The organism is Kitasatospora sp. NPDC008050, from assembly GCF_042957465.1.
Taxonomy (GTDB): domain Bacteria; phylum Actinomycetota; class Actinomycetes; order Streptomycetales; family Streptomycetaceae; genus Kitasatospora.
Window position 1 is genome coordinate 696,281 of sequence record NZ_JBIBIJ010000002.1, and the last position, 23,845, is coordinate 720,125.

Here is a 23,845-nt window from a genome sequence, read left to right on the forward strand (position 1 = left end):
CCCAGGGCTTGTCCGACAAGCCCTGGCCCCGACCCCACCGACAGGAGTCCTCCGCGTGAGCCTCACCCTGCGCCGGGCCGCGGCCCCGCCCGGCTCCGACGCCGACCCCGCCACCCTGCCCGTGCGGCCCGCCCGGCACCCGGGCCGCCTGCTGGCCGCCGTGCCGGCCCTGCTGCTGGTCGGCCAGTTCGTCCACGGGCTGGCCGACAACCCCGGCTGGGACTGGCCGACCTTCGCCCGCTACCTGACCACCCCGGCCATCCTGCGGGCGGTCGGCACCACCCTCGAACTGACCGCCTACGGCACCGTGCTGGGCTTCGCCCTGGGCATCGTGGTGGCCTTCGGGCGGCTGTCGGGCAGCCTGGTGCTGCAGACCATCGCCTGGACCTACACCTGGGTCTTCCGGTCGATCCCGCTCATCGTCCAGCTGGTCTTCTGGTTCAACATCTCCTACCTCTACCAACACCTGGCGCTGGGCGTGCCGTTCGGCCCCGAGCTGTGGTCCTTCCGGACCGTCGACGTGCTCAGCGCGCAGGGCGCGGCGGTGCTGGGCCTGGCGCTCTACCAGAGCGCGTACGCGGCCGAGGTGGTGCGCGCCGGGGTGATCGCGATCGACACCGGGCAGTTCGAGGCGGCCGCCGCGCTGGGCATCCCGCGGCTGCGCCAGATCCGCCGGATCGTGCTGCCGCAGGCGATGCGCTCCATCCTGCCGAACGCTGCCAACCAGGTGATCGCGCTGCTCAAGAGCACCTCGGTGGTCTACGTGATGGCGATCGGCGAACTCTTCTACCAGGTCCAGGTGGTGTACGGGCGCAACGGGCGGGTGGTGCCGCTGCTGATGGTGGCCACCGTCTGGTACGTCGTGCTGACCACCGTGCTCTCCGTCCTGCAGTACTACGTGGAGCGGCACTTCGCCCGCGGCACCCGGCGCACCGCGGCGCCGACACCCCTGCAACGTCTGATCCGGAGGGTCCAGTCATGAGCACCGCCACGATGGTCGAAGTCCGGGGCGTCCACAAGAGCTTCGGCACCCTGGAGGTGCTGCGCGGGGTGGACCTGAGCGTGCCGGCCGGCTCGGTCACGGTGATCCTGGGGCCCTCCGGCTCCGGCAAGTCCACGCTGCTGCGCAGCATCAACCACCTGGAGAAGCTGGACCGCGGGGTGGTCTCGATCGACGGCGAGCTGATCGGCTACCGGCGGGTGGGGGACCGGCTGCACGAGCTGCGCGAGCGCGAGGTACTGCGCCAGCGCACCCGGATCGGTTACGTGTTCCAGAACTTCAACCTGTTCCCGCACCTGACGGTGCTGGAGAACATCACCGAGGCGCCGATCAGCGCGCTCGGCCACCCCAGGGCCCGGGCCCGGGAGGCGGCCCTGGCGCTGCTGGGCCGGGTGGGTCTGGCGGACAAGGCGCAGGCCTACCCGCGCCAGCTCTCCGGCGGGCAGCAGCAGCGGGTGGCGATCGCGCGGGCGCTGGCCCTCGAACCCAAGGTGCTGCTCTTCGACGAGCCCACCTCGGCGCTCGACCCCGAACTGGTGGGCGAGGTGCTGGAGGTGATCAAGGGCCTGGCCGGCTCCGGGACCACGATGATCGTGGTCACCCACGAGATCGGCTTCGCCCGCGAGGTGGCCGACACGGTGGTCTTCATGGACGGCGGAGTGGTGGTCGAACAGGGCACCGCCGCCGAGGTGTTGGACCACCCGCAACACGACCGCACCCGCGCCTTCCTGGCCCGGGTCCTCTGAGAGGGGCTTGCCGATGACCCGCACCCGCCTGCCCCGCCTGCTGCTCGCGCTGACCGCCGCCCTGGCCCTGGCCGGCTGCGCGAGCGCCACCGCCGACCCCGGCCCGTCCGCCGCCGGTTCGAGCACGGGCATCAACCTGACGCCCCAGCAGAACCGGATCAGCACCCCGAAGGTGGATTCGATCGCCGCGCTGGTCCCCGCGGACCTCCGCTCCCGCGGCACCCTGGAGGTGGTCGACTCCCTCGGCACCGTGCCGCCGCTGGACTTCTACGCCACCGACGACAGGACCGTGATCGGCGCCGAGCCCGACCTCGCCACCCTGGTGGCCGAGGTGCTCGGCCTCAAGGTCCAGTTCCACCCCGAGAGCTGGGAGAACGTCTTCGTCGGCCTGGACAGCGGCAAGTACGACGTCGGCTTCACCAACATCACGGTGACCGAGACCCGCAAGGAGAAGTACGACTTCGCCACCTACCGGCTGGACAACCTGGCCTTCGAGGCCAAGAAGGGCGCCGACTGGAAGGTCACCGGGCCGAGGGACGTGGCCGGCCGCACCATCGGCGTCTCCTCCGGCACCAACCAGGAGAAGCTGCTGCTGGACTGGAGCGCCCAGGACGTCAAGGACGGCCTCAAGCCGGTGAAGATCGCGTACTACCAGAACTCCTCGGACTACTACCTGGCGCTCGGCTCGGGCCGGATCGACGCCTGGGTCGGCCCGAACCCGACCAGCGCCTTCCACGCCGCGCAGACCGGGCAGACGCAGGTGATCGGTACCTACTCGGGCGCCGGGGCGGATCTGCAGGGCAAGATCGCGGCCACCGTCAAGAAGGGCGACCCGTTGATCACCGCGGTGCAGGCGGCGCTCAACGAGGTGATCAGGAACGGGACGTACGGGCAGGTGCTCCAGCGCTGGGGGCTGTCGAACGAGGCGGTGGCGAGCTCCGAGCTCAACCCGCCGGGCCTGCCGAAGTCGGACGGGTAGTCGGCGCGGATCGGGCGGGTTCGGTCGTGGATCGGGCGGGGAAAGCGGGCGGGGAAAGTCGGCTCCGCCGACCTCCCTGCCCGATAGGCTGATCCGCATGTCAGATCTCCAGGCCCCGCCGGTGGACGACCGCTACCAGCTGGTGCGCCGGCTGGGTCAGTCGGTCACCGGGGACCGCTGGGAGGCGGTCGACCGGTCGGACGGCCACCGGGTCGCCCTCCACCTGGTGCCCCCGCAGTCCCCGGCCCCGCCGGCCGCCGTCGAACGCTTCCTGGACGAGGCCGAGCGGGTCGGCCGGCTCGGCCACCCGCAGCTGGTGGCGGTGGAGAACCGTGCCCCGCGTGCGCTGGCCACGGAACTGCTCAGCGGCCACCCGCTGGACGCCGTGATCGCGGCCGGCCCCGCCGACCTCGGGCACGTGCTGGTCTGGGCCCAGCAGATCTGCCAGGGCCTCAAGGCCGCGCACGCCGAAGGCGTGGTGCACTGGGGGATCAAGCCGGGCCGGCTCTTCCTCCTCACGCCCCAGCCCGCTGCCGGTGGCGCTGCCCCCGTGGGCTCGATCAAGCTGCTCGGTTTCGGCACCGCGCACCTGGCGCCCGCCACCGAGACCGGCAACGCCCCCTATCTGGCGCCCGAGCAGTGGCGCCAGGCGCCCGCCGACGGCCGGTGCGACCTCTACGCGCTGGGCTGCGTGCTCTTCGAGCTGTGCACCGGACGGCCGCCCTACCTCGGCGGTTCCGCACAGGAGTTGATGCACCGGCACCTGAACGACCCGGTCCCGTGGCCCGGCCAGTTCCGCGCCGAGCTGCCGCAGGGGCTGGACCAGGTGGTGCAGTCGCTGCTCGCCAAGGAGCCGGCCGGCCGCCCGGCCGACGCCGAGCAGGCCGGGGCCCGGCTGGCCGCGGTGGCGGCCGGCTACCAGGGCCCGGTCCAGCCCTCCCCGCACGAGCAGCTGCAGGCCCAGGTCGACCAGGCCTGGGCCTTCGGCGAGGCCGGCCAACCGGGTGAGGCGGTCCGCCAGTTGACCGCACTGGTGTCGCACGCGGCCCGGCTGCTCGGTACCACCGACCCGCAGACCCTGCAGATCTGCTACGACCTTGCCATCTGGCGGGGGATGGCTGACGATATCGCTGGAGCGGCAGGACTGTTGGGCGAGCTGCTGCCGCTGATGACCGCCACCTTGGGACCGGGGGACGAGGACGTGGCGAAGGCGACCCGGGACCTGTGGTCCTTCCGACGTGATCTGGAGCGCAAGCGCAATCGTGGCCACTCCCGCCCGGGGGAACTGGCGATGCTGCTCGGCCTCCCCGTCTACTGAACCTGGTGCTGGGGGAGAGATGAGAGCCGGCGAGCTGCTGGGAGAGCGCTACCGCCTGGTCGGCGAACTGGGCCGTGGCGGGTTCGGGGTGGTCTGGGAGGCCTACGACCAGCGGCTCGGCCGCCAGGTGGCGGTCAAGACGCTGCTCCACCAGCACGGTTCGCCGAGCACCGGGACCGACCTGGCCAGGTTCGCCCGGGAGATGAAGGTGCTGGCCCGGGTGGTCCACCCGAGCGTGGTGCTGATCTTCGACCAGGGCGAGGCGGCCGAGCCCGGCCGCAGCTACAGCTACCTGGTGATGGAGCTGCTCAACGGCCTGACCCTCAAGCAGGTGCTCGCCGACCAGCGCCCGGCGCTCCCGCGCGCGCTGCACTGGGCCCGCCAGTTGTGCGCCGCGCTCGCCGCCGCGCACGCCGCCGATGTGATCCACCGCGACGTCAAGCCGGAGAACATCATGTTCACCGGGCCCGACCAGCAGCTGCTCAAGGTGCTGGACTTCGGCATCGCCCAGATCGGTGACAACCAGGAAGCGATCACCACCGAGGGTGCGGTGATCGGCAGCGCGCCCTACCTCGCCCCCGAGCGCTGGCGCGGCGAGCCGGGCACGGTGCGCAGCGACCTCTACTCGGTCGGCTGCGTGCTCTTCGAACTCTTCACCGGGGCCCGCCCGTTCACCGCCACCAGCACCTACGCCCTGATGGCCCAGCACCTGGACGATCCGCCGGCCCGCCCGCCGGCGCTGCCCGGCGACCTCGCCGACCTGCTGCTCGACCTGCTCGCCAAGGAGCCCGCCGACCGGCCCGCCGACGCCGCCGAGGTGGGCCGCCGCCTGGAGCGGGCCGCCGACACCATCCGCGACCTGCGCCGACGCGCCGACGCGGCGTTCCTGGCGGCCGGCGAGGGCAAGGCCGCCGAGGCGCTGGACCAGCTGCGGCCGCTGGTCGAGCAGTTCGCGCTGGCCTTCGGGCCCAGCGACGGCCGCACGGTGCGCACCTGCCACGACTTCGCGGTGCTGCTGACCCGGGTCGGCGCCCTCGACCAGGCGTACTGCCTGCTGGACGAGCTGCTCCCGCACGCCACCGCCGCCCTCGGCGAGGGGCATCCGGACGTCGAGGACATCCAGCGCCGGCTCGCCCGCACCCCCGCCCCCGAGCGCCCCTGCCCGGCGGGCATGCTCGCGGCGCTGCTGGGGCCTGTCAGACCGTCCCCAGGCCCTGTCAACCGTACGGGCGGCTGATCCGGACCCCCGGCCGCTTGGAGGAATTGATAGGAACTGGCCGAGGAGCACCCTCTGGTTGGCCGCCGCGCCCGGTTGATATACCTCGGGGACCGACGAGACCACAGGTGGTGATGGGCAGATGAAGCTCCTCCGTGTTGGCCCCCCGGGCGCCGAGCGCCCGATCGTGCTCGGCCCGGACGACACCGCGTACGACCTCTCGGGGCGCACCCCCGACCTGGACGGGGCGTTCCTGTCCCGGCTCGACACGGCCGAGCTGACCGGTGCGCTGGGGCGCGGCGAACTGCCGGTCGTCGACCTCGCGGGTCAGCGGATCGGCGCGCCGGTGGTGCGGCCGGGCAAGGTGGTCTGCGTCGGCCTCAACTACCGCGACCACGCCGCCGAGGCGGGAGCGGCGATCCCCGCCGAGCCGGTGCTCTTCCTCAAGGCCGGCAACACCGTGGTGGGCCCGGACGACGAGGTGCTGGTCCCGCGCGGCAGCACCAAGACCGACTACGAGGTCGAGCTGGCCGTGGTGATCGGGCGCACCGCCCGTTACCTGGAGAGCGAGGAGCAGGCGGCGGCGGTGATCGCCGGCTACACGATCTCCAACGACGTCACCGAGCGGGCCTTCCAGCTGGAGCGCGGCGGCCAGTGGGACAAGGGCAAGTGCTGCGAGACCTTCAACCCGCTGGGCCCCTACCTGGTCACCCCCGAGGAGCTGGGCGACCCGCAGGCGCTGGAACTGCGGCTCTGGGTCAACGGTGAGCTGCGGCAGGACGGGCGGACCGCCGAGATGATCTTCCCGGTGCTGGAGGTGATCCGCTACATCAGCCAGTTCATGGTGCTGGAGCCCGGCGACGTGGTCACCACCGGCACGCCGGCCGGCGTCACCATGGGCCGGCCCGGCACCGCGTTCCTGCAGCCCGGCGACGTGCTGGAACTGGAGGTCAGCGGCCTCGGCCGGCAGCGGCAGGTGCTCGGCAAGGCCTGACCCGGGTACCGGCGCCGCGTCAGAGGCGGACCCGCCGCGTCAGGCGCCGACCCGCAGCGTGCCGAGCCGGGCCAGCAGCGCGGCCGCCCGGCCGTCCGGAGCCTCCAGCGCCAGCAGACCGGTCAGCACCTCGGCGCTCTGCGGGTCGTGCGCGGCGGTGGCCGCCGTCATCGCCACGAACTCGTCCACCAGCCACTCCCGCAACTGGCGCTGCGGGATCTGCCGGCCCTCGTCCAGCCAGCTGAGCGAGGAGGCCTCGACCACCGAGATCCAGGAGCGGACCAGCAGGGTCAGCCGGGGCCCGGCCTCGGGCACACCCATGTAGCGCAGGGTGCGCCGCAGCGCGGACCGGCGCACCCGGTCCACGATCGCGCCGGTGCGCGCGGTCTCCACCACCGAGCCGCCGCGCAACAGCGCGCCGTAGCCGGCCGCGTGTTCGGCGACGAAGGAGAAGTAGCCGTCCAGCACCGCGCCCAGCTGCTCGGTGGGGGTGCCGCGCGGGGGCACTGTGAAACGGCTGATCAGCTCCTCGGCGGCGCTGTTCAGCGCGGCCTCGTAGAGCTGTTGCTTGCCGCCGGCGAAGTAGCGGTAGACCAGCGGGCGGGAGGCACCGGAGGCCTCGGCCACGTCGTCCAGGCTCACCTCGTCCGGCGGCCGGGTGCTGAACAGTTCCAGCGCCACGGCGATCAGTTGTTCGCGGCGCTGCTGGACCGGCAGGCGACGGTACCCGGAGCGCCGGGGCCGCTCCTTCGGGGCGCTGGGCACAGGGTTGTCCGCGACCGGTTCGCTGGCGTTCATGGCGGTCAGCGTAGTGGCCGGGCGGCCGGGCGGAACCCCGCGTGCGTGACCGCGGGTGTCCGGGTGGCCGATCACTGTGCTTCGGATCCCGCAAGCCTGGTTCCGGAAAAGGGGCTTGCAAAGCGTCCGGGCTGCGAAAAGATGTCCGGATGGCTTCCGAACCGAATACCGCCGCCGACGGCCGTACCCCGCGCCAGATCGCGGACGCGTACGTCCAGGCCCTTGCCGACCTCGACCCGCTGACCGCGGTCTACCTCGGGCTCAACCCGCAGGACGACCGGCTGCCCGACCTGTCACCGCAGGGCCACGAGGCCATCGCCGATCTCGGCCGCCGCACCCTGGCCGAGCTCGACGCGGCCGAGGCCGCCGGTGCGGTCGACTCCGCCGCTGCCACCGAGGACCGGGCGGCCGAGCAGCGCTGCGCCCGGCTGCTGCGCGAGCGGTTGACCGCCGAACTGGCCGTGCACGACGCCGGCGAGGAGCTGCGCGCGGTGCGCAACCTCGGCTCGCCGTTGCACAACACCCGCGAGGTCTTCACCCTGCTGCCCACCGAGACCGAGGACGACTGGGCCCTGCTCGGCCGGCGCCTGGCCCGGTTCCCGCTGGCCGTCCAGCAGTACCGCGCCACCCTGACCGAGGGCATCAGCCAGGGCCTGCTCTCCGGCCCGCGCCAGGTCAGCACGGTGATCGAGCAGATCGGCGAGTGGCTGGCCCCGGACTCCTCGGCCCGTCCCGAGGCCGGTGCGGCCGGCTGGTTCGGCGCGCTGGTGGCACCGGCGCCCGAGTCGCTGCGCGCCGAGCTGACCGGGCACGCGCTGGCCGGCACCGCCGCGCTGGCCGAGCTGCGCGACTGGCTGGCCGAGGTCTACGCCCCCGCCGCCGCCGGCACGCCCGACCCGGTCGGCCGCGAGCGCTACCAGCGCTGGACACGGCTGTGGAACGGTGCCGACCTGGACCTGGACGAGGCCTACCGCTGGGCCTGGACCGAGTTCCACGACCTGGTCGCGCAGATGCGCGTCGAGGCCGAGAAGGTGCGCCCCGGCAGTACGCCGATGGAGGCGATGCACTGGCTGGAGACCGAGGGCCCGGCGATCGCCGGCAGCGAGGCCGCCCGGGAGTACCTGCAGGGCCTGATGGACCAGGCGATCAACGACCTGCAGGGCGTCCACTTCGACCTCTCCGAGCCGGTCACCCGGGTCGAGTCGAAGATCGCCCCGCCCGGCACCGCCAGCGCGCCGTACTACACCGCGCCCTCGCTGGACTTCAGCCGCCCCGGGCGCACCTGGCTGCCGCTGATGGGCCGCGACAGCTTCCCGGTCTGGGACCTGGTCAGCACCTGGTACCACGAGGGCGTGCCCGGCCACCACCTGCAGCTGGCCCAGTGGAACTACGTGGCCGGCAGCCTCTCCACCTACCAGGTCAGCCTCGGCGGGGTGAGCGCCAACCTGGAGGGCTGGGCGCTGTACGCCGAGCGCCTGATGGACGAGCTGGGCTACCTGACCGACCCCGGCCACCGGCTCGGCTACCTCAACGCGCAGATGCTGCGGGCGCTGCGGGTGATCGTGGACATCGGCATGCACGTGGGCCTGGAGTTCCCGGCCGACTCGCCGTACCGGCCCGGCGAGCTGATGACGCCGGAGCCGGCCCGCGAGTTCTTCGGCCAGTACTGCGGCCTGGCCCCCGCCTTCCTGGACAGCGAACTGGTCCGCTACCTCGGCATGCCGGGGCAGGCGATCGGTTACAAGCTCGGCGAGCGGGCCTGGCTGCGTGGACGGGCCGCGGCGCGGGCGGCGCACGAGGCGCGCGGTGAGGAGTTCGACCTCAAGGCTTGGCACATGGCCGCGCTCTCGCAGGGTTCGCTCGGGCTCGACGACCTGGAGGCGGTGCTCGCGCAGCTCTGAGCGCGTTGTGGTGGGCCCCGCTCAGGGGGAGCGGGGCCCGCAGGCCTGTTAAAGCTTGGACAAAAGATGGCCTTTTGTCCGTATTTATCAGTATTTTCGCTTGCCCATTCCCCCGATCGCGAGCTTGGCTGGAGAGCAGTGCCGTTCGCGCACGCCGACGGTACCCCCGTCCGGAAGGCTCCTGCCGTGTCCGCGCAAACCGCCATGGTCGAATCAGTGCCGGACCCCCGCCGCTGGCGGGCGCTCGCGGTGATCGCCATCGCCCAGCTGATGATCGTGCTCGACATCACGATCGTGAACATCGCCCTTCCCTCCGCCCAGCACGACCTGGGCATTTCCAACGGCGACCGGCAGTGGGTGGTGACCGCCTACACGCTGGCCTTCGGCGGACTGCTGCTGCTCGGCGGCCGGATCGGGGACCTCTACGGCCGAAAGCGCACCTTCACGGTCGGGCTGCTGGGCTTCGCCGCGGCCTCCGCGCTCGGCGGCGCCTCCGTGACACCGGTGATGCTCTTCGCCTCCCGCGCCCTGCAGGGCGGCTTCGGCGCACTGCTGGCCCCCTCGGCGCTCGGGCTGCTCTCCACCACCTTCAGCCAACCGAAGGAGCGGTCCACCGCCTTCGGCATCTTCGGCGCGATCGCGGCCGGCGGCAGCGCGATCGGCTTCATCGTGGGCGGGGTGCTGACCCAGTACCTGAACTGGCGCTGGTGCCTGTTCGTCAACGTGCCGATCGCACTCGTCGCGGCGTTCGGCGCCTCCCGGCTGCTGCACCGCGACCACATCGCCAAGGGCTCGCGGATCCCGCTCGACCTGCCCGGTGCCGTGCTCGGCTGCGGCGGGCTGCTGGCGATCGTCTACGGCACCTCGGAGGCCGAGTCGCGCGGGTGGGGCGACTGGCTGGTGCTGCTCTGCCTGGCCCTGGGCGCAGCTCTGCTGGCGCTCTTCGTGGCCGCCGAGAAGCGCAGTGACCACCCGCTGCTGCCGCTGCACATCGTCGGCGACCGCAACCGCGGCGGTGCGGCGCTCTCGGTCGGCCTGGCCGTGGTCGGACTCTTCGGGCTCTTCCTCTTCCTGACCTACTACCTCCAGGGGATCAAGAACTTCTCGCCACTGATGACCGGCGTCGCCTTCCTGCCGATGACCGGTGCGATCATCCTCAGTTCCACCGGCCTCGCCGCCCGGCTGATGACCAGAGTGCCCTCGCGCAACCTGATCGTGCCCGGCCTGCTGCTCGCGGCCGCCGGCATGGCCTGGCTGACCCAGCTCAAGGTGGACAGCGCGTACGCCGACTCGGTGCTGCCCGCCGAGATCCTGCTCGGCATCGGCATGGGCCTGGTCTTCATGCCCTCGATGAACCTGGCCACCCTGGGCGTCACGCCACAGGAGACCGGTGCGGCCGCGGCCACCATCAACTCCGCCCAGCAGGTCGGCGGCTCGATCGGCACCGCGCTGCTCAACACCATCGCCTCCAGCGTCACCGCCACCTACCTGGTGGGCCGTGACGCGGGCAGCAAGCTGGTCCAGGCGACCGCCTCGGTGCACGGCTACACGGTGGCCACCACGGTGGCGCTGGGTGTGCTGCTCGTCGCGGCGGTGCTCGCCTTCGTGATGGTCGATCACCGGCCCGCGGCCGGCGAGGCGACCGGCGAGGGCGCCGCGGCGGAGGTCCGTACGGCGGCCTGGCAGGAGGACTGATCAGAGGACTGATCAGAGGACCGACCAAGGGAGTCGCCGAGGGCCCGCCAGTCCCTTTTGACCTGGCCTTTAACCGCAGACACTCTTCTCCCGCCGGGACCCGTCCGACATGATGGGTCCCGGTCAGCTGTTGCGAGCCTCCTGAGCCGCCCGGTGGATTCTCACCCGGCTCTCAGTGGAGGATCATCGCGTTCGCAGTGAGGGAGGCGATAGTCGTAGGTAGCCGGGCACGTTTCGGGTGCCGACCAACCGGCCGCCAGGCCACCGATCGCGGGCAGGAGTAACCGACCTGATGACAAGTCAGCAGCGCCGGCACCGCAGTCACCCCCCCCTCTTCCTGCGTCCGACAGTGCTGGTGGCCTCGCTCGCCACCATCCTCCTCATCGCCGTCGCGGGGGTCAGCCTGCTGACCTCCCGGGCCTCCGCCTCCAGCCGGCTGGCCAGCGCCCTGACTGCCTCGGTGATCAAGAACACCAAGGGCACCCCGTCCCCGTCGGCCGACCCCGCGCCGTCCGCCAGTGACGCCCCGGTCGGGCCGCCCGCGAGCAGCTCCACGCCGCTGGCGCAGCTGCCGCCGGTCAACTCGCCGACGCCCACGCCGACGCCCACGCCCACGCCGACACCCACGCCGACGCCGACGCCGAGCCCCAGCGACTCGGCCACGCCGTCCGCCGCTCCCTCGCCGAGCGACTCCACGGACGCGACCGACTCCACCGACTCCACCCGCTCGCTGGCGACCACCAGTACCGCCGCGGTGAGCACCGAGACCAACCGGGTCGGCGCCCTGTTCAGCGGCGGCTCGGCCACCGCCGGCAACCACTTCTGCTCCGCCAGCGTGGTGCACAGCGCCACCCGCAACCTGCTGGTCACCGCCGCCCACTGCGTGAGCAGCCCCTCCGGTGTGGTCTTCGCCCCCGGTTACCGCAACGGCCAGACCCCCTACGGCGTCTGGCAGGTCACCCAGGTCTACGAGACCACCGGCTGGACCCAGAACGGCGACCCCGACCAGGACTTCGCCTTCCTCCAGATCGCCCCCAACAGCAGCGGCCAGCGGATCGAGGACGTGGTCGGCGGCAACCAGCTCGGCCTCAACGAGTCCTTCAGCGCCACCGTCCGCCTCTACGGCTACCCCAACACCGGCGAGACGCCCCTGCTCTGCTCCAACGCCACCGGCCAGCAGAGCACCTACCAGCGCAGCATCTACTGCCCCTCCTACACCGGCGGCACCAGCGGCGGCCCGTGGATCAACACCGCCGACGGCAACATCATCGGCATCATCGGCGGCTACCAGCAGGGCGGCAACACCCCGGACACCTCGTACAGCGCCTACTTCGACCAGACCATCGGCAACCTCTACAACCTCGCCGTCTCCAGCTCCACCTGAGCCCCCCGCCCCGAAGGCCCGGGCCCACACCAGGACCCGGGCCTTCTCGCGTGCCCCGCCGCCCGGCGGCCGCCGATCACGGGTAGCCTCGCACCCGACGAGAGGAGTGCCGTCATGAGCCAGCCCGTGCACGACGGAGTCGCGATCATCCCCCGACCGGAGAAGACCCCGGCCGCACTCAAGGCCGCGCTCGCCGTCGTGGCGGCGGACCGCCTCCCGGAGATGGTGGACGGGCAGACCCGGGCCATGGCGGAGGCCGTCACCCAGGGCAGCGTCAACCCGATCCGCGCTTTCCTGGCCCACTGGGCCGCGACCGTGGAGATCGAGCGGCACCCGCAGACCGCCCAGGCCTACCACCGCGCGAACTACCTGGCCAACCACGCCGAGAGCACCCTGGAGTGCCGGTCACACGCCGTCGAGGTCGCCGAGATGTACCGCACGGCCTTCGCAGCGGTGAACGAGCCGCGCCTTGAGGTTCAGGCGTCGAAGTCGTACTCCAGTACGTAGGACGCGGCGTCGAGCACCATCTCGTTGACCTCCACCGCGCGCCCGTCCGCCGCGTACGCGGTGCGGCAGACCAGGATCACGGGCGTGCCCGCGCTCAGTGCCAGCCGGGTGCTCTCCGCTTGGGTGGGCATCCGCGAGCGGATCTCCTCACGGAAGTGCACCGGCCCCGCGCCGATCTCGGGGAGCCTTGCGTAACTGCCGCCCGGCCCGGTGTCCGGCTGCGTGATCGCAGTGCCCGCGACGAGCGCCGCCGACAGGTAGGAGTTGGACAGCAGCACCGGCTTCCCATCCAGCACGAACCGCCGCTCCCGCACGCACACGGCCTCGCCCGGCTCCAGTCCCAGCACCCCGGCGATCAGCTCCGGCGCGCTCTGCTCCGAGACGTCGACCTGGTCGACTTCCAGTGCGCGGTTCTCGATGTCGGCCGCCCAGATCGACCGGCCCGATCCCCACTGCCCCTCGGCCAGCCGCTGGATGCTCCGGCGCCGCAGCGGTCGGGACTGCTGGTTCTCACCGCTAGCGGCCATGGCCCTCCTCAGCGGTCTGCGGGCATCGTAGGCCCGCAGACCGGGCCGAGCAGGCCGCTGCGAGCCTGGAGTTCGGGTGAACCCCGAACTCCAGGCTCGGCTGGTGCCGTTACCTCACGGTCGGGCGTCCGTGCGCTCCGCCAGCGTGATCAGCTCAGGGGGAGCGGTTTGACCGGCGACGAGCACGAGCTCCCGAATCGCGGCTCGGGCGGCGGTATGGGTGCGGATGAGCTCGGGGGCGAGCTCCTCGGCCTGGAGCAGGTGGGCGAGCGCCTCGCCGCCCTGGCGACGCTGCGCGTAGGCGCGGCCGATGTCCATCAGCAGTCGGGCCCGACGTTCGACGGAGAGGTGGGTGGGGTCGATTCGCCGCCCGGTCTCGATGGCTTCGCCCGCGTCGCCGAGCTCGACCGCGAGGGAGACGGCCTGGATCTCCACGTTGGTCGGGCCGAACTCCGTGCCGAAGTCGTTCCTGTCCGCGCCGAGGCGCTGGGCTGCTCGCCGAGCCCGGTTCAACGCATCGAGTGCTGCGGCGCGGTCACCGCAGCGGCCGTGCACCGTGGCGAGAGCAAGGTGCAGTGAGCCGAGCAGCGACAGGACCTCGGGTCCGCTCTGCTGGACGGATTCGGTCAGGGCGGCCACCGCTGTGGTGGCCGTGTGCTCGGCCTGATCGAGCCGCCTGAGCCGGACGAAGGCTTGGGCCAGCCGGAAGACACTCGCAAATACCTGCAAGGGATCGCCGGACTGCTCGGCTGCCCGGATCGCCCGATCGGCTGCGACCCATGCGGCGTCGGCCTCGTCCTGGCGGACGAAGGCGGCGGACAGAGCCTGGTAGCTCCGGCTCAGCAGCAGCCAGAGTTCGGGTCGTTCCTCGCTCGGAGCTGTGCGGACCGCCCGTTCGATGCGGGGTACCAGCGTCCCGAGAGCCGTGCCGAGCTCTGCGAATCGGCTCTCGTGGGTCAGTTCCCAGACCTGCTCGACGCCGAGACGAAGCTCGGGCAGGTCGGCTGCCACCAACCTGGGATGTCCCCCGAGGAGCAGCGAGGGCACGGGATGCCCGGAGAGCAGCAGCCGAGCCTGATCCAGGTCGTTCGGCTCGCCGGTGTCCGCGCCCGCTGTGTCCAACGGCGCGTCAGAGCGGAGGGCCTGGACGGAGACGCCAAGTCCTTCGGCCAGCAGCCGCAGCACGTCGAGGCGGTTCACGGGCTGGACCCCGCGTTCCACCTGGGACAGCCAGCTCGCCGTCCGCCCGATCGCTGCGGCCAACTCGTCCTGCGTCATGCCACGTTGCTTGCGCAGCCCGGCGACCCGCTTACCGAAGGTGCGACGTTCCTCGGGAGTGCTCACGGACCCACCGGGCCCTTGCCGGCGTCGGCTTCGAGAAAGGTGACCTGTACCGCGCTCAGGTACTGCTCCCGCTCGGCGAGGAAACGCACGGTGTGCGGCTGCCGCTCGTGCGCCTCGAAGGCGGCACGGTCGGCGTACAGCTCGTAGAAGACACGGACGTTGGGCTCGCCGGGGACCGAGTGGACGACGTACGCGAGCGTGTCGGCCTCGTGCTCCTTGATGCCGGGGAGCGTACGGGCCACCAGCTCGTCGAACCCGGCCGCCGCCTCCGGGTCGCGCAGCTCGAAGCGGACGACCAGGCCAAAACCGTTGCTCATCGGGACCTCCCTCGTGGTCGCGCCAGCTTCGCAGAATCGTAGAGCTTCTGCTACTCGCAATTTTTCTGTTGACTCACAGAAAATCTGTGAGTACCTTGAAAGCAAAGCTGCTGGGCGTATCGGCTCCGGAAGGCCGCCGACGTCCGGAGGTCAGTTCGAGGCGTCGGAGGTCGTGTTGAGGAACTCGATGGCAGCCAGGCCCGGGCAGCCCGGTCTCGTCCCCTACATCACCGCGTGGAGCGAGGAGCGGTACGTCCGCTCCGAGGTCGTCGCGCATCCGGCCGGTGGCATCGCCTATCGCGACGAGCTTCCGCACGACCGCGATGCCGACGGAATCCTCTGGGCGCGGATGACGCTCGCCCGCGGCCGGGGCCGGCCCGATTTCGGGCGGGTGCACGTCGGGCGGCAGCGGCGGGCGATGCGGCTCCTCCTCTGCCAGGTCTGCGGCGGTCCCGCCGATCGGACCGAGGAGGGGGTGCTCTGGCTGCTCAGGGACGACCGCGGCGACTGGCCCGGCTGGCCCGAGGGGATGGCGGCGACCCATCCGCCCGTCTGCCTCCCCTGCGCCGGCCCGGCTGTCCGGATGTGCCCGCACCTGCGCGCGGGGTGCGTCGCCGTCCGGGTGAGGGAGTGTCAGGAGCTGGGCGTCCACGGCAGGCTGTACCGCCCTGGCCGGGCCGGCGAGGTGACCGTCGCCGTGGATGAGCCGCGCGCCCGGTGGGTGGTGGCCGGGCAGTTGGCGCGGGTGCTCCGCGACTGTGCCGTCCTGGCGCCGGACATGACGAAGGCCCAGGTCGCTTGACCTGGGCCTCGTTCAGCACTTCTTGCGAAGTGCCCCCGGTAGGATTCGAACCTACGCACCCGCCTCCGGAGGGCGGTGCTCTATCCCCTGAGCTACGGGGGCCTGCTCGGTGTTTCGCGCCGCATCGCTGCGACGGAGAGAACATTACCAGCTCGACCGGGTGCTCTGTGCAGGGGTTTTCGATCAGCCGCGGACCGGTCCCCGGCGAAGTGCACAAAGCCCGGACGCGCGAGGGTGGGCGGTCGTAGGCTCGTGGGGTGTCGTCAGGCGTGTCCGGGCGGGTCCTCGTGGTGGACGACAGCGAGGTGATCCGTCAGCTGATCAGGGTCAACTTGGAGCTGGAGGGCTTCGAGGTGGTGACCGCGGCCGACGGTGCCGAGTGCCTGGAGGTGGTCCGCCGGGTGCGCCCCGACGTGGTGACGCTGGACGTGATGATGCCCCGGCTGGACGGGCTGCGCACGGCGGCGCGGCTGCGGGCCGAGGAGCAGACGGCGCGGTTGCCGATCGCGATCGTCAGTGCCTGTACGCCGGCCGATCTCGACCGGGGGGAGTCGGTCGGGGTGGACGGGTATCTCGGCAAGCCGTTCGATCCGGCGGATCTGGTCGCGCTGGTGCGGCGGCTGATGGGGATTAAGGCGGCGGGCCCCGGCGGCGGGATGACCTTCGGCGGCGGTTGAGGCCGCCCGAAGTTCGCTCACGGCGAACAGAAAAGCACCGGTCCGGCCGTCTCAACGGGTGGCCGCGTGGCGGTGCGGCACCGGCTCTCGCCTAGGCTTGGGCGCGTGACACCCGCAGAGCTCTCCCACGCAGTCCAGGTCGCCGTGCGCACCGCCGTCGAGGCGGGCGAGCTGTCCGTCGACGTCCCCGAGACGGTCACGGTCGAGCGACCCAAGAACCGCGACCACGGCGACTACGCCACCAACGTGGCGCTCCAGCTCGCCAAGGCGGCCGGCAAGCCGCCGCGCGCGGTCGCCGAGCTGGTGGCCGCCCGCCTGCGGGAGCTGCCCGGGGTCGCCAAGGTCGACATCGCCGGTCCCGGCTTCCTGAACATCACGCTGGACGCCGCCACCCAGGGCGAGCTGGCCCGCACCATCGTCGAGGCGGGCGCCGAGTACGGCCGCAACGAGGCGCTCAAGGGCCTGAAGATCAACCTGGAGTTCGTCTCCGCCAACCCGACCGGGCCGATCCACATCGGCGGCGTGCGCTGGGCGGCCGTCGGCGACTCGCTGGCCCGGGTGCTGCGCGCTACCGGCGCCGACGTCAGCACCGAGTACTACCTCAACGACGCCGGCGTGCAGATCTCCAAGTTCGCCGCCTCGCTGCAGGCCGCCGCGAACGGGCGCGAGGTGCCGGCCGACGGCTACGTGGGCGAGTACATCGCCGACATCGCCAAGGCGATCACCGACGGCGTCCCGGGTGTCCTCGCGCTGCCCGAGGACGAGCAGCTGCAGGCCTTCCGGACCGAGGGCCTGAAGCTCATGGTCGCCGAGATCAAGCGTTCGATGGACGAGTTCGGCACCCACTTCGACACCTGGTTCTCCGAGAAGACGCTGCACGACTCGGGCGCCGTCGAGAAGTCGATCGAGCGGCTGCGCGAGCAGGGCCACGTCTTCGACCAGGACGGCGCGATCTGGCTGCGCACCACCGACTTCGGTGACGACAAGGACCGCGTGCTGATCAAGGCCGACGGCGAGACCACCTACTTCGCCGCCGACGCCGCCTACTACCTCAGCAAGCGCGACCGCGGCAGCGAGGTCAGCGTCTACATGCTGGGCGCCGACCACCACGGCTACGTCAACCGGCTGAAGGCCATCGCGGCCTGCGCGGGCGACGACATGAACCGCAACATCGAGGTCAAGATCGGCCAGTTCGTCAAGATGCTGCGCGATGGTGAGGAGGTCCGCATGTCCAAGCGGGCCGGCAACATCATCACCATCGACGACGTGGTCGACTGGATCGGCGTGGACGCCGCGCGGTACACCCTGACGCGCTCGCCCACCGACTCGACCATCACGCTGGACATCAACATCCTGACCAGCCAGTCGAACGAGAACCCGGTCTACTACGTCCAGTACGCGCACACCCGGATGTGCGGCGTGGCGCGCAAGGCCGCGCAGCTGGGCGTCGACAAGGGCACCGCCGAGCAGTTCAAGCCCGAGCTGCTGGCCACCGAGTGGGAGTCCGACATGCTCGGCGCGCTCGGCGAGTTCCCGCGGATCCTGGCCAAGGCCGGCGAGCTGCGCGAGCCGCACCGGGTCGCCCGCTACCTGGAGGACCTCGCGGGCAAGTACCACCGCCTGTACGAGAACTGCCAGTTCCTGCCCAAGGGCGACGAGGAGCTGACCGACACCCACCGCGCCCGGCTCTGGCTGGTCCAGGCGGCCCAGACGGTCACCGCCAACGGCCTGGCCCTGCTCGGCGTCTCCGCCCCCGAGCGGATGTGAGAGGGTCCGCCAGTAGGGGGCCGGCGTCGCGACGCCCGGACTGTCGCCTGGACGGCTTCTCCTCAGTCGCCGATGCTCCGCATGGACTCCTTCGTCGGCGCCGCCCAGACTCGGCCCGGACGCCGCTCCTTCCTCCAGCCCCCTACTGGCGGACCCTCTAGCCCCCCGCACCCGCGCGCACGCCCAGAGAGAGACCCCCGATGAGCCGCTCCGCGCACCCCGCAGGCCCCCGTCACGGCGATGTGCTGCCGGAGGGGCACCATCCGGCGCCGCCGAGCGACCTGAACGCGCTGGACCCCAAGGTCTGGTCGCGCACGGTGGCCCGCGGCGCCGACGGGGCGGTGACCGTGGGCGGGGTCGCGGTGACGGACCTCGCGGCCGAGTTCGGCACGCCGGCCTACGTCCTGGACGAGGCCGACTTCCGGGCCCGGGCGCGGGCCTGGCGGGAGGCCTTCGGGGCCGACGCCGACGTCTACTACGCGGGCAAGGCCTTCCTCTCCAAGGCAGTGGTGCGCTGGCTGCACGAGGAGGGGCTCAGCCTCGACGTGTGCAGCCCGGGCGAGCTGGCCGTGGCGCTGGCCGCCGGCATGCCGGCGGCCCGGATCGCGCTGCACGGCAACAACAAGTCGGTGGACGAGCTGGAGCAGGCCGTGAAGGCCGGAGTGGGCCACATCGTGGTCGACTCCACCCAGGAGATCGACCGGCTGGCCGCCATCGCCGCGGGCCAGGGCGTGCGCCAGCCGGTGCTGATCCGGGTGACGGTGGGTGTCGAGGCGCACACCCACGAGTTCATCGCCACCGCGCACGAGGACCAGAAGTTCGGCTTCTCGCTGGCCCAGGGCGCGGCCGCGGCCGCGGTCGCCCAGGTCCTGGCGCACCAGGAGGCGCTGGAGCTGCGCGGCCTGCACTCGCACATCGGCTCGCAGATCTTCGACACCGCCGGCTTCGAGGTGGCCGCCCGCCGGGTGGTGGGCCTGCTGGCGCGGATCCGCGACGAGCACGGCGTGGAGCTGCCCGAGATCGACCTCGGCGGTGGCCTGGGCATCGCCTACACCAGCGAGGACGACCCCCGCGAGCCGGCCGAGATCGCCGCGGCGCTGGCCGAGATCGTGCGCCGCGAGTGCGACGCCCAGCGGCTGCGGGCGCCGCGGCTGAGCGTCGAGCCGGGCCGCGCGATCGTCGGCCCGACCGCCTTCACGCTCTACCGGGTGGGCACGGTCAAGCCGCTGGCGGGCCTGCGCACCTACGTCAGCGTGGACGGCGGGATGTCCGACAACATCCGCACCGCGCTCTACGACGCGGCCTACTCGGTGGCCCTCGTCTCGCGTCGCAGCCAGGCCGAGCCGATGCTGGTCCGGGTGGTCGGCAAGCACTGCGAGTCCGGGGACATCGTGGTCAAGGACGCTTTCCTGCCAAGCGATCTGACACCGGGTGACCTGATCGCGGTGCCCGCCACCGGCGCCTACTGCCGCTCGATGGCGAGCAACTACAACCACGCGCTGCGACCGCCGGTGCTGGCGGTGGCCGACGGCGCGGCCCGGGTGATCGTGCGGCGCGAGACGGAGGAGGATCTCCTGCGTCTCGATGTCGGATGACGGAAAACGCGTCTCGAATCCTGAGACGTCCGTAGATCTTTCCGAATCGTCCCCGAGACTGGAACCAGCCAATGTCCGGCGGCTTGCCGAAATGCCGCCGGAAACGAGAAGGATGAGCGGAGTCGGATGATGCGTACGCGGCCGCTGAAGGTGGCGTTGCTGGGCTGTGGTGTGGTGGGCTCCGAGGTGGCGCGCATCATGACGACAGACGCCGCCGACCTCGCCGCGCGCATCGGCGCGCCGGTCGAGCTCGTCGGCATCGCGGTCCGCCGGGCCGGCCGGCCGCGCCCGGGCGTCCCGGAGCACCTGATCACCACCGACGCCGAGGCGCTGGTGGGGCGGGGCGACATCGACGTGGTGATCGAGGTGGTGGGCGGCATCGAGCCGTCCAAGAACCTGATCCTCACCGCCTTCAAGCAGGGCGCCTCGGTGGTCAGCGCCAACAAGGCGCTGCTCGCCAAGGACGGCGCCGAGCTGCACGCGGCCGCCGCGGCAGCCGGGGTGGACCTCTACTACGAGGCCGCGGTGGCCGGCGCGATCCCGCTGATCCGCCCGCTGCGCGAGTCGCTGGCCGGCGACCGGGTCAACCGGGTGCTGGGCATCGTCAACGGCACCACCAACTTCATCCTCGACAAGATGGACACCACCGGCGCCGGCTACTCGGAGGCGCTGGAGGAGGCCACCGCGCTCGGCTACGCCGAGGCCGACCCGACGGCCGACGTCGAGGGCTTCGACGCCGCCGCCAAGGCCGCGATCCTGGCCGGTATCGCCTTCCACACCAAGGTCACCGCGGCCGACGTCTACCGCGAGGGCCTGACCGAGGTGACCGCCGCCGACATCGCCAGCGCCAAGGCGATGGGCTGCGTGGTCAAGCTGCTGGCGATCTGCGAGCGAGCCGCCGACGGCGCCTCGGTCACCGCCCGGGTGCATCCGGCGATGATCCCGCTCAGCCACCCGCTGGCCTCGGTCCGCGAGGCCTACAACGCGGTCTTCGTGGAGGCCGAGGCGGCCGGGCGGCTGATGTTCTACGGTCCGGGTGCCGGCGGCGCGCCGACCGCCTCCGCGGTCCTCGGTGACCTCGTCGCGGTCTGCCGCAACAAGCTCAGCGGTGCCACCGGGCCCGGTGACTCGGTCTACACCCAGCTGCCGGCCAAGCCGATGGACCAGGTCGTCACCCGCTACCACGTCAGCCTGGACGTGGACGACCGCGCGGGCGTGCTGGCCCAGGTGGCCTCGGTCTTCGCCGAGCACAACGTGTCCATCGACACCGTGCGCCAGCAGGGCCGCGACGGCGATGCCTCGCTCGTCGTGGTCACCCACCGCGCCACCGACGCCGCCCTGTCGGCGACCGTGGACAAGCTCCGCGCGCTGGACAGCGTGCGGGACGTGGCCAGCATCATGCGGGTTGAAGGGGAATAGCCAATGAACGCCGTGATCGACAAGGTCGGTGGCCGGACCCACCAGTGGCGGGGGGTCATCGAGGAGTACCGCGACCGCCTGCCGGTCAGCGCCAGCACGCCGGTGGTCACCCTGCTGGAGGGCGGCACGCCGCTGGTCCCCGCCCAGCTGCTCTCCGAGCGCACCGGCTGCGACGTCTACCTGAAGGTCGAGGGCGCCAACCCGACCGGCTCCTTCAAGGACCGCGGCATGACCATGGCCATCTCCAAGGCCAAGGAGGACGGCGCCCAGGCGGTCATCTGCGCCTCCACCGGCAACACCTCGGCCTCGGCGGCCGCCTACGCGGTGCGCGCCGGCATGGTCTGCGCGGTGCTGGTCCCGCAGGGCAAGATCGCGCTGGGCAAGATGGGCCAGGCCCTGGTGCACGGCTCGAAGATCCTCCAGGTGGACGGGAACTTCGACGACTGCCTCACCCTCGCGCGTGAACTGTCCGAGAACTACCCGGTCGCGCTGGTGAACTCGGTGAACCCGGTGCGCATCGAGGGCCAGAAGACCGCCGCCTTCGAGGTCGTCGACATGCTCGGCGACGCTCCCGACCTGCATGTCCTGCCGGTCGGCAACGCGGGCAACATCACCGCCTACTGGCGTGGTTACCGCGAGTACGCGAAGGACGGCATGGCCACCCGCACGCCCCGGATGTGGGGCTTCCAGGCGGCCGGTTCGGCGCCGATCGTGGACGGCGCCCCGGTGCTCAAGCCGCAGACCATCGCCACCGCGATCCGGATCGGCAACCCGGCCTCCTGGGCCATGGCCGAGGCCGCCCGGGACGAGTCGGGCGGTCTCATCGACAAGGTGACCGACCGTCAGATCCTCGCCGCCTATCGTCTGTTGGCCGCCACCGAGGGCGTCTTCGTGGAGCCCTCCTCGGCCGCCAGCGTGGCCGGCCTGCTGGCCAAGGCGGAGGCCGGCCTGGTCGACCCGGGTCAGCGGATCGTCTGCACCGTGACCGGCAACGGCCTCAAGGACCCGGACTGGGCGGTGGCCGGCGCCCCGCAGCCGCACGTGGTCCCGGTGAGCGCCGAGGCGGCCGCCCAGCGCCTGGGGCTGCTGGACTGACGCACCGTCGACGGGGTTCACCCGCTGGGCCGGCCGCACCCGGCCGGCCCAGCCGGAACCTGACGGGAAGCGGGCGGAAATCGGTAGCAGGTTGCCGATTCGTAACGGCTGGGGTGTCGCTTTCGTTGTTCTTTGCGATGTCAATTCCAGCCGGATTCCGGCCATAACCTGCAACACGGCAGATCGGGAGGGAGCGGGGTGTACCGCTGTGGAACCTCTCTTCGATACTCTGAACCTGGCGGTGTGGCACATGCCAAGGGCTCAGCCGTTGCCCCGAACGGGCAGGACCTGACCCTCGCTGCGCACTGACACCCCCGCCGCCGTACCACCGCCGGCCCCCCACGACGGGCCTGCCTCACTCCCCAGGAGAGTCCACCGCATGGCCGGTCCCGCGTTCCGTGCCGCCGCCGTCCGGGTGCGAGTCCCCGCGACCAGCGCCAACCTGGGCCCGGGGTTCGACGCCTTCGGGCTCGCGCTGGGCCTTTACGACGACATCGTGGTGCGGGTCGCCGACTCCGGTCTGAGCGTCGACATCGCGGGCGAGGGTGCGGACGAACTGGCCCGCGACGAGCGCCATCTGGTGGTCCGCGCGATGCGCGCCGCCTTCGACCGGCTCGGCGGGCAGCCGCGCGGCCTGGAGGTGGTCTGTGCCAACCGCATACCGCACGGCCGCGGCCTGGGCTCCTCCTCGGCCGCGATCTGCGCGGGCATCGTCGCCGCCCGCGCGGTCACCATCGGCGGCCCCGCCGCCCTGGACGACGCCGCGATGCTGGCTCTCGCCTCCGAGCTGGAGGGCCACCCGGACAACGTCGCCGCCTGCCTGGCCGGCGGGTTCACCATCGCCTGGACCGACGAGGACGGGGCCAGGGCGGTCCGCCTGGACCCCGCCGCCGAGGTGGTCCCCGTCGTCTTCATCCCGAGCACCGAGGTGCTCACCGAGACCGCCCGCGGTCTGCTGCCCAAGACCGTCCCGCTGGCTGACGCGGCCACCAACGCGGGCCGCTCCGCACTGCTCGTGGAGGCGCTGACCAGGCGCCCCGAGCTGCTGCTGCCCGCCACCGAGGACCGGCTGCACCAGGACTACCGCGCCTCCGCGATGCCGGACAGCGCCGCCCTGGTGGCCGCCCTGCGCTCGGAGGGGGTGCCGGCGACGATCTCCGGCGCGGGCCCCACCGTGCTCGCGCTGTCCGACGAGGCCGGCGCCGAGAAGCTGCTCTCGTTCGCCGGTGAGTCGTTCGCCGCCCATCGGCTGCGGCTCGACCGTGACGGAGCGGGCGTCCTGCCGTTGGACGGATGACGTCCCCGCCGACCGGACCGCGCCCCCCGGCGCGGTGGGCGTCCGCACGGCCGTGCGCCCACTCGGGCAGCGTGGCCGGCCGGCGGGACGGACACGATTGGCAAGCGCAAGGCTGGGGAATGTGTGAGGGGGTCGGTAGTGTTAACCTCAATGCTGCATCAGGCGCCCCGCGGGGCACGGTGCACCGCGTCCCCCACCTCTGAGCCCGCTCGTGCGGGGTCACGGCGTTGTCGGGGACCACGATTCTCCGGGAGCCCGCCACAGCGCGTACGCAGCCTGCCTGCGCGATTGCGGCCGCATCCCGAAGCCGTGTCGGTTCCTGACCCCCATCCGCCTGGGCCGGCCTCCAGCTGAGGCCCGGACGGGCGGGAGCGCGGGAGACCGTCACGCGACGGGGGCCCGGGTTTCGCAGGCAGAGCGGTCGGCATGAGGACCGTCCGCCACGCCTTTTTCGCACCACCGTGCCT

20 protein-coding genes, 1 tRNA gene and 1 pseudogene are annotated in these 23,845 nt (G+C 72.0%); 17 read left to right on the forward strand and 5 right to left on the reverse strand.

Translation table 11 applies throughout. The features are described from left to right. Window positions 1–55 precede the first annotated feature (55 nt). From ACFZB9_RS06540 to ACFZB9_RS06565, 6 genes are all read left to right on the forward strand, one after another. Entirely contained in the window at window positions 56–982 is a 927-nt protein-coding gene (locus ACFZB9_RS06540; protein WP_391444153.1) for an amino acid ABC transporter permease, read from the forward strand. Then, a complete protein-coding gene (locus ACFZB9_RS06545) occupies window positions 979–1,746 on the forward strand; it encodes an amino acid ABC transporter ATP-binding protein (protein WP_391444155.1) in 768 nt (255 codons plus the stop codon). Before ACFZB9_RS06540 ends, ACFZB9_RS06545 begins: the two co-directional genes overlap by 4 nt. A 13-nt stretch (window positions 1,747–1,759) precedes the next feature. Then, window positions 1,760–2,725 carry an ABC transporter substrate-binding protein gene (locus tag ACFZB9_RS06550; RefSeq protein WP_391444156.1) on the forward strand — a complete coding sequence of 322 codons (966 nt, stop codon included), beginning with the start codon at window positions 1,760–1,762 and terminating at the stop codon, window positions 2,723–2,725. Between the two features lie 97 nt (window positions 2,726–2,822). Next, window positions 2,823–4,043, forward strand: coding sequence for a serine/threonine-protein kinase (locus ACFZB9_RS06555; protein WP_391444158.1), 1,221 nt, complete (start codon window positions 2,823–2,825; stop codon window positions 4,041–4,043). 19 nt (window positions 4,044–4,062) lie between these two features. Continuing rightward, window positions 4,063–5,280: a serine/threonine-protein kinase gene (locus ACFZB9_RS06560; protein ID WP_391444160.1), complete on the forward strand. Its 1,218-nt coding sequence runs from the start codon at window positions 4,063–4,065 to the stop codon at window positions 5,278–5,280. A gap of 121 nt (window positions 5,281–5,401) precedes the next feature. Further along, on the forward strand, window positions 5,402–6,253 hold the full coding sequence (locus tag ACFZB9_RS06565) for a fumarylacetoacetate hydrolase family protein (protein ID WP_391444162.1): 852 nt from the start codon (window positions 5,402–5,404) through the stop codon (window positions 6,251–6,253). Between the two features lie 39 nt (window positions 6,254–6,292). On the opposite strand, the gene ACFZB9_RS06570 is transcribed toward ACFZB9_RS06565, so the two are convergent. Continuing rightward, entirely contained in the window at window positions 6,293–7,051 is a 759-nt protein-coding gene (locus ACFZB9_RS06570; RefSeq protein ID WP_391444164.1) for a TetR/AcrR family transcriptional regulator, read from the reverse strand. A 149-nt stretch (window positions 7,052–7,200) separates the two neighbouring features. On the opposite strand from ACFZB9_RS06570, the gene ACFZB9_RS06575 reads away from it, so the two are divergent. The 4 genes from ACFZB9_RS06575 (at window position 7,201) to ACFZB9_RS06590 (ending at window position 12,538) form a co-directional block, all read left to right on the forward strand. After that, window positions 7,201–8,952 carry a DUF885 domain-containing protein gene (locus ACFZB9_RS06575; protein WP_391444166.1) on the forward strand — a complete coding sequence of 584 codons (1,752 nt, stop codon included), beginning with the start codon at window positions 7,201–7,203 and terminating at the stop codon, window positions 8,950–8,952. A 204-nt stretch (window positions 8,953–9,156) separates the two neighbouring features. After that, window positions 9,157–10,647: an MFS transporter gene (locus tag ACFZB9_RS06580; protein ID WP_391444320.1), complete on the forward strand. Its 1,491-nt coding sequence runs from the start codon at window positions 9,157–9,159 to the stop codon at window positions 10,645–10,647. A 292-nt stretch (window positions 10,648–10,939) separates the two neighbouring features. Then, window positions 10,940–12,031: a trypsin-like serine peptidase gene (locus tag ACFZB9_RS06585; protein WP_391444168.1), complete on the forward strand. Its 1,092-nt coding sequence runs from the start codon at window positions 10,940–10,942 to the stop codon at window positions 12,029–12,031. 114 nt (window positions 12,032–12,145) lie between these two features. Beyond that, complete coding sequence (locus ACFZB9_RS06590) at window positions 12,146–12,538, forward strand: hypothetical protein (RefSeq protein ID WP_391444169.1); 393 nt, start codon at window positions 12,146–12,148, stop codon at window positions 12,536–12,538. On the opposite strand, the pseudogene ACFZB9_RS06595 reads toward ACFZB9_RS06590, so the two are convergent. From ACFZB9_RS06595 to ACFZB9_RS06605, 3 genes and pseudogenes are all read right to left on the reverse strand, one after another. After that, window positions 12,508–13,035 (reverse strand): annotated as a pseudogene (locus ACFZB9_RS06595) (GntR family transcriptional regulator); the annotation flags it as partial. The gene ACFZB9_RS06590 and the pseudogene ACFZB9_RS06595 sit on opposite strands and share 31 nt — an antisense overlap. Window positions 13,036–13,179: 144 nt before the next feature. Continuing rightward, window positions 13,180–14,409 (reverse strand): helix-turn-helix domain-containing protein, encoded by a 1,230-nt coding sequence (locus tag ACFZB9_RS06600; RefSeq protein ID WP_391444170.1) that lies wholly within the window; start codon window positions 14,407–14,409, stop codon window positions 13,180–13,182. Further along, window positions 14,406–14,726, reverse strand: coding sequence for a putative quinol monooxygenase (locus ACFZB9_RS06605; protein ID WP_391444172.1), 321 nt, complete (start codon window positions 14,724–14,726; stop codon window positions 14,406–14,408). Before ACFZB9_RS06605 ends, ACFZB9_RS06600 begins: the two co-directional genes overlap by 4 nt. 187 nt (window positions 14,727–14,913) lie before the next feature. Between ACFZB9_RS06605 and ACFZB9_RS06610 the strand changes: the two genes are divergently transcribed. Next, entirely contained in the window at window positions 14,914–15,528 is a 615-nt protein-coding gene (locus tag ACFZB9_RS06610; RefSeq protein WP_391444174.1) for a hypothetical protein, read from the forward strand. A gap of 30 nt (window positions 15,529–15,558) precedes the next feature. Here ACFZB9_RS06610 and ACFZB9_RS06615 read toward each other — a convergent pair. After that, a tRNA-Arg gene (locus ACFZB9_RS06615) sits at window positions 15,559–15,630 on the reverse strand. Window positions 15,631–15,797: 167 nt separating this feature from the next. On the opposite strand from ACFZB9_RS06615, the gene ACFZB9_RS06620 reads away from it, so the two are divergent. From ACFZB9_RS06620 to thrB, 6 genes are all read left to right on the forward strand, one after another. Further along, a complete protein-coding gene (locus ACFZB9_RS06620) occupies window positions 15,798–16,205 on the forward strand; it encodes a response regulator (RefSeq protein WP_391444322.1) in 408 nt (135 codons plus the stop codon). Between the two features lie 105 nt (window positions 16,206–16,310). After that, window positions 16,311–17,972, forward strand: coding sequence for an arginine--tRNA ligase (argS, locus tag ACFZB9_RS06625; RefSeq protein ID WP_391444175.1), 1,662 nt, complete (start codon window positions 16,311–16,313; stop codon window positions 17,970–17,972). Window positions 17,973–18,172: 200 nt separating this feature from the next. Further along, a complete protein-coding gene (gene lysA / locus ACFZB9_RS06630; protein WP_391444177.1) occupies window positions 18,173–19,567 on the forward strand; it encodes a diaminopimelate decarboxylase in 1,395 nt (464 codons plus the stop codon). 126 nt (window positions 19,568–19,693) lie between these two features. Then, the gene (locus ACFZB9_RS06635; RefSeq protein ID WP_391444179.1) at window positions 19,694–20,986 is read left to right on the forward strand and encodes a homoserine dehydrogenase; all 1,293 of its coding nucleotides are present in this window, start codon (window positions 19,694–19,696) and stop codon (window positions 20,984–20,986) included. A 3-nt stretch (window positions 20,987–20,989) separates the two neighbouring features. Then, complete coding sequence (gene thrC, locus ACFZB9_RS06640; RefSeq protein ID WP_391444181.1) at window positions 20,990–22,081, forward strand: threonine synthase; 1,092 nt, start codon at window positions 20,990–20,992, stop codon at window positions 22,079–22,081. A 379-nt stretch (window positions 22,082–22,460) separates the two neighbouring features. After that, on the forward strand, window positions 22,461–23,378 hold the full coding sequence (gene thrB / locus ACFZB9_RS06645; RefSeq protein WP_391444183.1) for a homoserine kinase: 918 nt from the start codon (window positions 22,461–22,463) through the stop codon (window positions 23,376–23,378). The last annotated feature ends 467 nt before the right edge of the window (window positions 23,379–23,845 follow it).

Bases quoted from the DNA above. Each gene is read 5' to 3' on its own strand.
- ACFZB9_RS06610 (WP_391444174.1), top strand. From the start codon at position 14,914: ATGGCAGCCAGGCCCGGGCAGCCCGGTCTCGTCCCCTACATCACCGCG.
- ACFZB9_RS06560 (WP_391444160.1), top strand. From the start codon at position 4,063: ATGAGAGCCGGCGAGCTGCTGGGAGAGCGCTACCGCCTGGTCGGCGAA.
- ACFZB9_RS06555 (WP_391444158.1), top strand. From the start codon at position 2,823: ATGTCAGATCTCCAGGCCCCGCCGGTGGACGACCGCTACCAGCTGGTG.
- ACFZB9_RS06590 (WP_391444169.1), top strand. From the start codon at position 12,146: ATGAGCCAGCCCGTGCACGACGGAGTCGCGATCATCCCCCGACCGGAG.
- ACFZB9_RS06575 (WP_391444166.1), top strand. From the start codon at position 7,201: ATGGCTTCCGAACCGAATACCGCCGCCGACGGCCGTACCCCGCGCCAG.
- ACFZB9_RS06570 (WP_391444164.1), bottom strand. From the start codon at position 7,051: ATGAACGCCAGCGAACCGGTCGCGGACAACCCTGTGCCCAGCGCCCCG.
- thrC (WP_391444181.1), top strand. From the start codon at position 20,990: ATGAACGCCGTGATCGACAAGGTCGGTGGCCGGACCCACCAGTGGCGG.
- ACFZB9_RS06580 (WP_391444320.1), top strand. From the start codon at position 9,157: ATGGTCGAATCAGTGCCGGACCCCCGCCGCTGGCGGGCGCTCGCGGTG.
- ACFZB9_RS06585 (WP_391444168.1), top strand. From the start codon at position 10,940: ATGACAAGTCAGCAGCGCCGGCACCGCAGTCACCCCCCCCTCTTCCTG.
- ACFZB9_RS06635 (WP_391444179.1), top strand. From the start codon at position 19,694: ATGATGCGTACGCGGCCGCTGAAGGTGGCGTTGCTGGGCTGTGGTGTG.
- ACFZB9_RS06545 (WP_391444155.1), top strand. From the start codon at position 979: ATGAGCACCGCCACGATGGTCGAAGTCCGGGGCGTCCACAAGAGCTTC.
- ACFZB9_RS06550 (WP_391444156.1), top strand. From the start codon at position 1,760: ATGACCCGCACCCGCCTGCCCCGCCTGCTGCTCGCGCTGACCGCCGCC.
- ACFZB9_RS06565 (WP_391444162.1), top strand. From the start codon at position 5,402: ATGAAGCTCCTCCGTGTTGGCCCCCCGGGCGCCGAGCGCCCGATCGTG.
- lysA (WP_391444177.1), top strand. From the start codon at position 18,173: ATGAGCCGCTCCGCGCACCCCGCAGGCCCCCGTCACGGCGATGTGCTG.
- thrB (WP_391444183.1), top strand. From the start codon at position 22,461: ATGGCCGGTCCCGCGTTCCGTGCCGCCGCCGTCCGGGTGCGAGTCCCC.
- ACFZB9_RS06605 (WP_391444172.1), bottom strand. From the start codon at position 14,726: ATGAGCAACGGTTTTGGCCTGGTCGTCCGCTTCGAGCTGCGCGACCCG.